The organism is Acidithiobacillus sp. TH-A36, assembly GCF_057473445.1.
In genome coordinates this window covers 1-7,141 of the sequence record NZ_JBYCKP010000005.1, presented here as the reverse complement: position 1 = coordinate 7,141, position 7,141 = coordinate 1, and the positions used below count along the sequence as shown (strand labels likewise).

Annotated in this window: 7 protein-coding genes and 1 pseudogene; 5 read left to right on the top strand and 3 right to left on the bottom strand. The window is 55.1% G+C overall.

Annotated features, from left to right (window positions below; all coding sequences use genetic code 11):
• From AC2VLY_RS00130 to AC2VLY_RS00110, 5 genes are all read left to right on the top strand, one after another.
• On the top strand, window positions 1-1,371 hold a 1,371-nt coding region (locus AC2VLY_RS00130), incomplete at its 5' end, for an ATP-dependent DNA helicase (RefSeq protein WP_486921567.1).
• Window positions 1,368-2,045: a tRNA (adenosine(37)-N6)-threonylcarbamoyltransferase complex dimerization subunit type 1 TsaB gene (gene tsaB / locus AC2VLY_RS00125; protein ID WP_193651143.1), complete on the top strand. Its 678-nt coding sequence runs from the start codon at window positions 1,368-1,370 to the stop codon at window positions 2,043-2,045. The genes AC2VLY_RS00130 and tsaB, both read left to right, overlap by 4 nt.
• Window positions 2,042-2,512: a ribosomal protein S18-alanine N-acetyltransferase gene (gene rimI, locus AC2VLY_RS00120; protein WP_193651144.1), complete on the top strand. Its 471-nt coding sequence runs from the start codon at window positions 2,042-2,044 to the stop codon at window positions 2,510-2,512. The genes tsaB and rimI overlap by 4 nt, the downstream gene beginning before the upstream one ends.
• 8 nt (window positions 2,513-2,520) lie before the next feature.
• Entirely contained in the window at window positions 2,521-4,143 is a 1,623-nt protein-coding gene (locus AC2VLY_RS00115) for a peptide chain release factor 3 (protein ID WP_024893027.1), read from the top strand.
• A 27-nt stretch (window positions 4,144-4,170) separates the two neighbouring features.
• Window positions 4,171-4,614, top strand: coding sequence for an SEL1-like repeat protein (locus AC2VLY_RS00110; RefSeq protein WP_193651146.1), 444 nt, complete (start codon window positions 4,171-4,173; stop codon window positions 4,612-4,614).
• A gap of 342 nt (window positions 4,615-4,956) precedes the next feature.
• Here AC2VLY_RS00110 and AC2VLY_RS00105 read toward each other — a convergent pair whose 3' ends face one another.
• From AC2VLY_RS00105 to AC2VLY_RS00095, 3 genes and pseudogenes are all read right to left on the bottom strand, one after another.
• Window positions 4,957-5,415, bottom strand: coding sequence for a hypothetical protein (locus AC2VLY_RS00105; protein WP_193651147.1), 459 nt, complete (start codon window positions 5,413-5,415; stop codon window positions 4,957-4,959).
• 414 nt (window positions 5,416-5,829) lie between these two features.
• Window positions 5,830-6,411, bottom strand: a pseudogene (locus AC2VLY_RS00100) (ATP-binding protein); the annotation flags it as partial.
• A 137-nt stretch (window positions 6,412-6,548) separates the two neighbouring features.
• On the bottom strand, window positions 6,549-6,656 hold the full coding sequence (locus AC2VLY_RS00095; RefSeq protein WP_278278529.1) for a LuxR C-terminal-related transcriptional regulator: 108 nt from the start codon (window positions 6,654-6,656) through the stop codon (window positions 6,549-6,551).
• Window positions 6,657-7,141 lie beyond the last annotated feature (485 nt).

The window sequence follows — 7,141 nt, the reverse complement described above, 5'->3', positions numbered from 1 at the left end:
TGTCATGTCGTGGAAGCGCGGCGCAAGGCCCAGGAAGCCGATCTGCTGGTGGTGAACCACCACCTGCTTTTTTCCGATCTGGCACTCAAGGCCAATGGTATGGGAGACCTGCTGCCCCGGGTGGAAGCGATGGTGCTGGATGAGGCCCATCAGGTTTTTGACCTGGCGGGCCGCTACTTTGGGCGGCAACTCAGCAGTCTCCAGTTGTGGGATTGGGCCCGGGACAGTCGTGCGGAAGCCCTTGGCGAAGCGTCAGATGACGCGCCTTTACTGCTGGCCGCCGCCGGGGTGGAGACGGCGACCAGTGCCTGGCGCACTGCCCTTGGGGCTGGTGAGGACCGGACTCAGTGGGCACTGACACCAGGGTCTCCCCAAGAGGCGGCTTTTATCCATTTACGTCAGGCTGGACTTACGTTACTGCAAGCCCTTCAGCAGGCCTCCGCCCGAGGCAAGGGACTGGAACAATGTGCGGAACGGGGCGCGGCGCTGCTGGCCAGCGTCGAGTTTTTTCTGCTGCATAATGCCCCGGAAATGGTGTTCTGGCAGGAAAAGCGAACGCGAACCGTGCAGTTACACGCCACCCCCCTGGATGTGGCGGGACCGCTGCAAAAATATCTGCTGGAGCCTATTGAGGCACTGGTGTTGACCAGTGCTACCTTGCGGGTGGGAGACAGTTTTACGGTCACCGAGCGGGCGCTGGGTCTTAGTGGCGCACAGACTTTCAATGCCGCTTCACCTTTTGATTATGCCCGCCAATCGTTACTGTATTTACCCTCTGGCCTGCCTGAGCCCAGTCATCCCGGTTATACGACGGCGTGTTTGCAGGCTGCCATACCAGTCATTGAGGCCAGTGCCGGGCGGACTTTTATCCTGTTTACCAGTCATCGCGCCCTGCAGGAGGCTGCATCCTTTCTGCCCCGCCAACTTGGGTTTCCCGTGCTGGTACAGGGCAGCATGCCGCGTTCGCGCTTGCTGGACCGGTTCCGCAGTCTGGGCAATGCCGTGTTGCTGGGCGCGGCGAGTTTCTGGGAAGGTGTGGATGTGCAGGGAGAGGCTCTGTCCTCGGTCATTATTGATAAACTGCCTTTTGCCAGCCCATCTGATCCGATTTTGCGCGCGCGTACCGAACAATGTCAGGCAGCGGGCGGTGACCCCTTTCGCGAACTGCAAATACCCCAGGCCGTCATTGCCTTGCGCCAGGGCGTAGGGCGCCTGATACGCTCGGAAACTGATCGTGGTGTGCTCATGCTCTGCGATCCGCGTCTGCGCAGCAAAGCTTATGGCAAGATTTTTCTGGAAAGTTTGCCACCCATGCGGCGCGTGAGCGATCTGGAGGCCGTGCAGCAGTTCTGGAAGGCATCGCTGTCATGAGTGATCCGATTGTTCTCGCGATAGATACGGCTACCGAAGCCTGCTCGGTCGCCGTGAATGGCGTTGCAGGGGTGGTTGAAGAGTGTCAGGTGGCGGCCAATGCCCACAGCCAGTTATTGTTGCCGATGATCAGCAGGATATTGCAGCGTGCCGGACTGGTTCTTGGCGATCTGGACGCCATCGCCTGCGGGGTCGGACCCGGCGGCTTTACCGGTGTCCGTATTGGGGTCAGTACCGCGCAGGCTCTGGCGATGGCGCGGGGGTTACCCGTATATCCGGTTTCCAGTTTGCAGGCGTTGGCGGCAGCGACCGTTCAGCCATCGGTTTTGACGGCCCTGGATGCGCGTAAAGGCGAGGTCTATGCCGCTGTCTATGTGCAGGATGAGCGTACCGGGCTGCCAGTGTTGCAGGGCGAGGAGCGCGTTTGCCCGCCCGGGGCAGTGGCCTGGCCCCATGAGGGCGGGTATTGGGGGCTGGGTAGCGCTTGGCCCCTGTATCATTCTGAATGGCAGCAGAATAACGTCCTGGGGTGGACGGAAGACGCCTATCCGCAGGCAGAAGCGGTTCTGCGTCTGGCACTGGCCCGTCATCTCAGAGGCGAAGACGGTTGTCGTCCTGACCAGCTCGAACCCCATTATATCCGGCCCTTTCTGCCCCAGGACCAACAAAAATGAAGTTGCGACCGATGCAGGCGGGAGATCTGGATGCGGTGGCGGCACTGGAGTCGCACATTTCCCCTGGACCCTGGACGCGGGGCATATTCCGGGATTGTATGCAGGCCGGATATGATGCCTGGGTGTTGAAGGATGAAACGGATCTCCTGATTGCCTTTGGTGTCCTGTCTACCGGAGCCGCTGAAGCCCATGTGCTGAATCTGGGGGTGAGTCCGACACAGCGCCGCCGGGGTTATGGGCGTAAAATGCTCATGCACCTTTTGTCGCGTGCCGGGCAATTGGGTGCGGAACGCGCCTTTCTGGAGGTCCGGGTATCCAATACGGCCGCCCAGCAGTTGTACCGCTCGGCGGGTTTTCATGAAATCGGGGTGCGCTTGAATTATTATCGAAATACCGAGGGTCGCGAAGATGCTCTGGTTTTGTCCATGTCTTTGGTTCGCGATGTACATTTTTTCAAAGAAGGTTAAAAAAGCTTATGTCTTCCTCACCTGAAGCACTGGTTCCGTCAGTGGATGCCTTTCTGGAGGCTATTCAACGGCGCCGGACTTTTGCCATTATTTCCCATCCTGATGCGGGTAAAACCACCCTGACGGAGAAACTGTTGTTGTTTGGCGGTGCCATTCAACTGGCAGGGACCGTCAAGGCGCGTAAAAGTAGCCGCCATGCTACCAGTGACTGGATGGCTATTGAAAAAAATCGCGGCATTTCCGTGGCGAGTTCCGTGATGCAGTTTGAATATGCGGATCACGTGATCAACCTGCTGGATACGCCCGGTCACCAGGACTTCTCCGAAGATACTTATCGGGTGCTGACGGCCGTGGATTCGGCCTTGATGGTCATTGACGGCGGTAATGGTGTGGAAGCCCAGACCATCAAATTGCTGGAAGTGTGTCGGTTGCGCGATACGCCCATCATCACCTTCATGAACAAGTTTGACCGCGAAAGCCGGGATCCTACGGAACTGATGGATGAAGTGGAGTCGGTGCTGGGCATTCAATGTGCCCCTGTCACCTGGCCGATTGGTATGGGCAAGCGTTTCCGGGGGGTCTACCACCTGTTGCGGGATGAAGTACTGGTGTTCGCCCCCGGTGAGGAAACCCGTGAGCATCAGCTGGAATGTATATCTGGCCTGGATAATCCGGAGCTGGACCGGCGCTTTCCTGAGGAAATGCCCGAGTTGCGGGAACAGGTGGAACTGCTGCGGGCAGCTTCCAATCCGTTTTCACTGGAAGATTTTCTGGCGGGACAGCAGACTCCGGTATTTTTCGGCTCTGCCATCAACAATTTCGGCGTCCGGGAATTACTGGGAGCCCTGATTGACTGGGCACCCTCGCCGCGCCCACGACCAACCACTGGCCGTGCGGTGCAACCTGATGAACAGGCTTTCAGCGGCTTTGTTTTCAAAATACAGGCCAATATGGATCCCCAGCATCGCGATCGGGTAGCGTTTTTGCGGGTTTGTTCCGGTCATTTTCAGCGTGGCATGAAAATCAAGCATCTGCGTATAGGGCGTGATATTCAGGTGCATAATCCCATCACTTTTCTGGCCCAGGAAAGAGAGCTGGTGGAAGACGCCTATGCAGGGGACATCATCGGCCTGCATAACCATGGCAGCATTCAGATTGGTGACAGCTTCAGTCAGGGCGAAGCGCTGCAATTTACGGGAATACCCTATTTTGCGCCGGAATTGTTCCGGCGGGTGCGGCTGCGCAATCCGCTCAAGGCCAAGCAGCTGCAAAAAGGCCTGCAGCAGTTGGCAGAGGAGGGCGCGACCCAGGTTTTCAAGCCACTGCAGGGTGGTGATATGATTCTGGGGGCAGTGGGCGTGCTGCAATTTGATGTGGTGGCAGAGCGCCTGAAAACTGAATACGCGGTGGAAGCCATTTTTGATCCGGTTACCGTCCAGACGGCTCGCTGGATTCAATGTGAGGATGCCAAAATCCTGGCGGAATTCACCCGCAAGCATGAAGATCAGTTGGCTGAAGATGCGGGGGGGCGCCTTGCCTATCTGGCCCCCTCGCGGGTGAATCTGGATTTGACCATGGAACGCTGGCCGCAGGTAATCTTCCATGCCACCCGGGAGCATGCGGATACCTGAGCTTGCAGACAAAAGGAGATTGCACGGATGAAAAAATCCACCCTGATGGTCCTGATGCTGCTGACTTGGCCCCTGGCAGCGGCTGCTCAGGACCTGGAGTCATTGCGCAATCAGGCCGAGTCTGATCCGGTCGCTTTAGCGCAATTGCAGACCCTCGCCCGTGGGCATGATGCCAAGGCGGCATTTTATCTGGGGACTCTCTATTCACCGCTGATCACCCGCAAGGAAGTCACCGTCCATAAAGGCTGGCCAGAAACCCTCCATTGGTACCGTAAAGCTGCAGGATTGGGTCTGGCCCGTGCTGATTTTGACCTGGGTCTTGCTTACGAAGAAGGCCTGGGTGTGCGCAAAAACCCGCAACAGGCCAAGACCTATTTTGCGCGCATGGCCCATATTGCCCAGCTTGAAACAGCCCTGCCAGCCGCTGCCCAGGTTTCCGCAAACCCGCAGGAGTCGGCGCGGCAGGATTGATGGCTGTTGTGACCGGTCGTAGCGCTTATTTGCGCGTCAACAGAAAAACCACTATCCCGACAAATAGCAAGCCTCCAGATAAAGCCAGCAACACCAAGGGATTGCTTAAACCTGCGAAGGGACTGGCACCGTACATGGTTGCTCCTTGAAGCCAAATTACCAAACCCTAGCACATAATTCTAAAAAACAGCAGCCACGGTCCGGCAGGATTGAGCAGGCTCCTGGTTAAGACTATTCAGCGGAAGTGGCTGCCAAATCAAGGATGAAGGAGACCAACCGATTGCCATACGAACGGCATGATTTACCTTTGTCCTGTTACAACTTCTACATCTGAAACAATTTTTACAGACCACCCAAACTGCTGGAGCTTCCAGAAGATAGGGAAGAACTACTCATGGTGTTAATACCGAGTGAGAGCAGAGAAGCTTCCGCAGGATTCTGGTTGATGCCGATAGATACCAAGCTGCCTACGGATAAAGCAAAACCTGAGTCCTGGCCGGTAACACCACCCAGAAGATCGCCCAGATCGCCGACTACTCCGCCGACTAAGCCACCGAGCAAGCCCTGTACATCAGCGCTGAGTGTTTCGCCAGTGCTGCCTTGAGCCGTGTTGGCGTCAGCCTGGACAAGGTTGCCAGTGTGACTTGGGGCATTGATGGAGACCGAGGCGGCAGTACCAACTTGCACCTGCGTGCCCCCGCCTTGATTGGTGATTCCACCCAGTAGCTGTCCTACTGAACTCACCAGATCGGCGAGAACGCTACCGAGACTTCCCTTTGCGCTAGCAAAAATTCCAGTCATTTCGAGTGCTCCTAAATGTTAGATGATAAAATGGGTTTATGTTTAGAATTACCCCAATATTGTTGGGACGTTACCTTAAAAATACGCCTTCCGATGGGAAGAGTACGATAGTTTAGCAAAAATCATGCCATATTCTGTGGGTTGATTTGGTTATCTTAGTGGTTGAGTAAAATGAATTTTCCAGAAAATTCTAATATAATTATTTTATTATAATAAAATCATGTATATTATTATGTAACGTATCTAGGTGTGTGGGTTACAAACTTTTCCGCTTCACCTTCCTTGATAAGGCACCCACTCTGTGTAGAGATTGAGATCTATTGGTAGAGGCTCCGGCAGGACTGGGTAAGCTCTTGGCTGCGACTATTCAGCAGAATTAACTGCCGTTTTTAGGATAAACGGGTTGTAGCTTGTCTAGAAAGCAAGGGTTTGCGCCAGTCGCCGGTACTGGATGGCCTCGGCCAGATGCTGCAGGCTGATTGTGGCGCTTTCTTCCAGATCGGCAATGCTGCGGGCCAGACGTAAAACGCGGTGGTAACCACGGGCGGAAAGATGCAGGGTGTCAGCGGCACGCGTCAGTAAGCGGGCGCCCTCGGGCTGTAGCGCACAATACTGGTCCAACGCTTCACCCTGCAGTTGGGCATTGCGGCAGGACTGTCGTTGCCACTGTCGGTTTATGGCCGCGCTGATCCGCTCGCGCCAGTAGGCAGAATTTTCGCCTTCTGGCGCTTTTTGCAGGAGTTCTACCGGAAGACTCGGTACTTCTATTTGGATATCCATACGATCCAGCAGGGGGCCGGAAAGACGGCTGCGATACTGGGAAATTTGGGTTGGGGTGCATACACAGGCCTGGTGGGGGTTACCGAGATTGCCGCAGGGGCAGGGATTCATGGCGGCAATCAACTGAAAACGCGCCGGGAAGGTGCTTTGCCGGGCGGCTCTGGAAATATGGATTTCGCCGGACTCCAGAGGTTCCCGCAGCACTTCGAGAACACTCCGCGAGAATTCCTACTGGGAAATTCCAATATTAGGCGGAATCTTCCAATATTGCCTCCAGGTGGTAGAGAACCAGCGTAGGAAAAACCATGAGTGAGGAAGCCATGAGACGGTATAGTTGGTCAAGTCAAGTAGAATTACAGGAGACCCAGCATGGCCGCTCGAAGAACGGCAGCGGTCTTGTTGACGGCATTTAGCTTGGCCATGGCCTTGCCGATGTGAAAATTAATTGTGCGCTCCGTGATGTTGTCAAACAGTGTCTGAGATTTATCAGTTTTAGCAGAAAACAGCGTTAAAATGGTTTACCCATGACCGGACCCCTATTCCGTAAATTGATTCAATCTATCAGTCGGTTGAATATTCATTCTCAACGAAGTCGCGTGGTAAAAATATGATGCTGAAATATGGCAAAAAATGATGCTGATAAACCGCCCACTTCTACGTTAAGCCCAGAGGCCGAGCGCTACCCTGGACGATACGAGTGAACTTCTCAAAACGGCACATAGACAGGACCCACCGTGTGAATCCGTTCTTGCACGCGACACATTTCTCCACCAGTCCCTCATGATCTCAGGCCGGCCACTTTTTGTGCACTTTTTTCGATAGGTTGGAACCCGGAACTTGCTCAGCCTGCCGCAACCGTTTGCTCACCGTAACGACAGAACCATAGTGGATAGTACTAAAAATTTGATGCGCCGCTTTATCCGGCATTTCCACGCAGCCCGCACTT

What these genes read in the sequence shown, in the direction of transcription:
- tsaB (WP_193651143.1), top strand. Translation starts at nt 1,368, where the DNA reads ATGAGTGATCCGATTGTTCTCGCGATAGATACGGCTACCGAAGCCTGC.
- rimI (WP_193651144.1), top strand. Translation starts at nt 2,042, where the DNA reads ATGAAGTTGCGACCGATGCAGGCGGGAGATCTGGATGCGGTGGCGGCA.
- AC2VLY_RS00115 (WP_024893027.1), top strand. Translation starts at nt 2,521, where the DNA reads ATGTCTTCCTCACCTGAAGCACTGGTTCCGTCAGTGGATGCCTTTCTG.
- AC2VLY_RS00110 (WP_193651146.1), top strand. Translation starts at nt 4,171, where the DNA reads ATGAAAAAATCCACCCTGATGGTCCTGATGCTGCTGACTTGGCCCCTG.
- AC2VLY_RS00105 (WP_193651147.1), bottom strand. Translation starts at nt 5,415, where the DNA reads ATGACTGGAATTTTTGCTAGCGCAAAGGGAAGTCTCGGTAGCGTTCTC.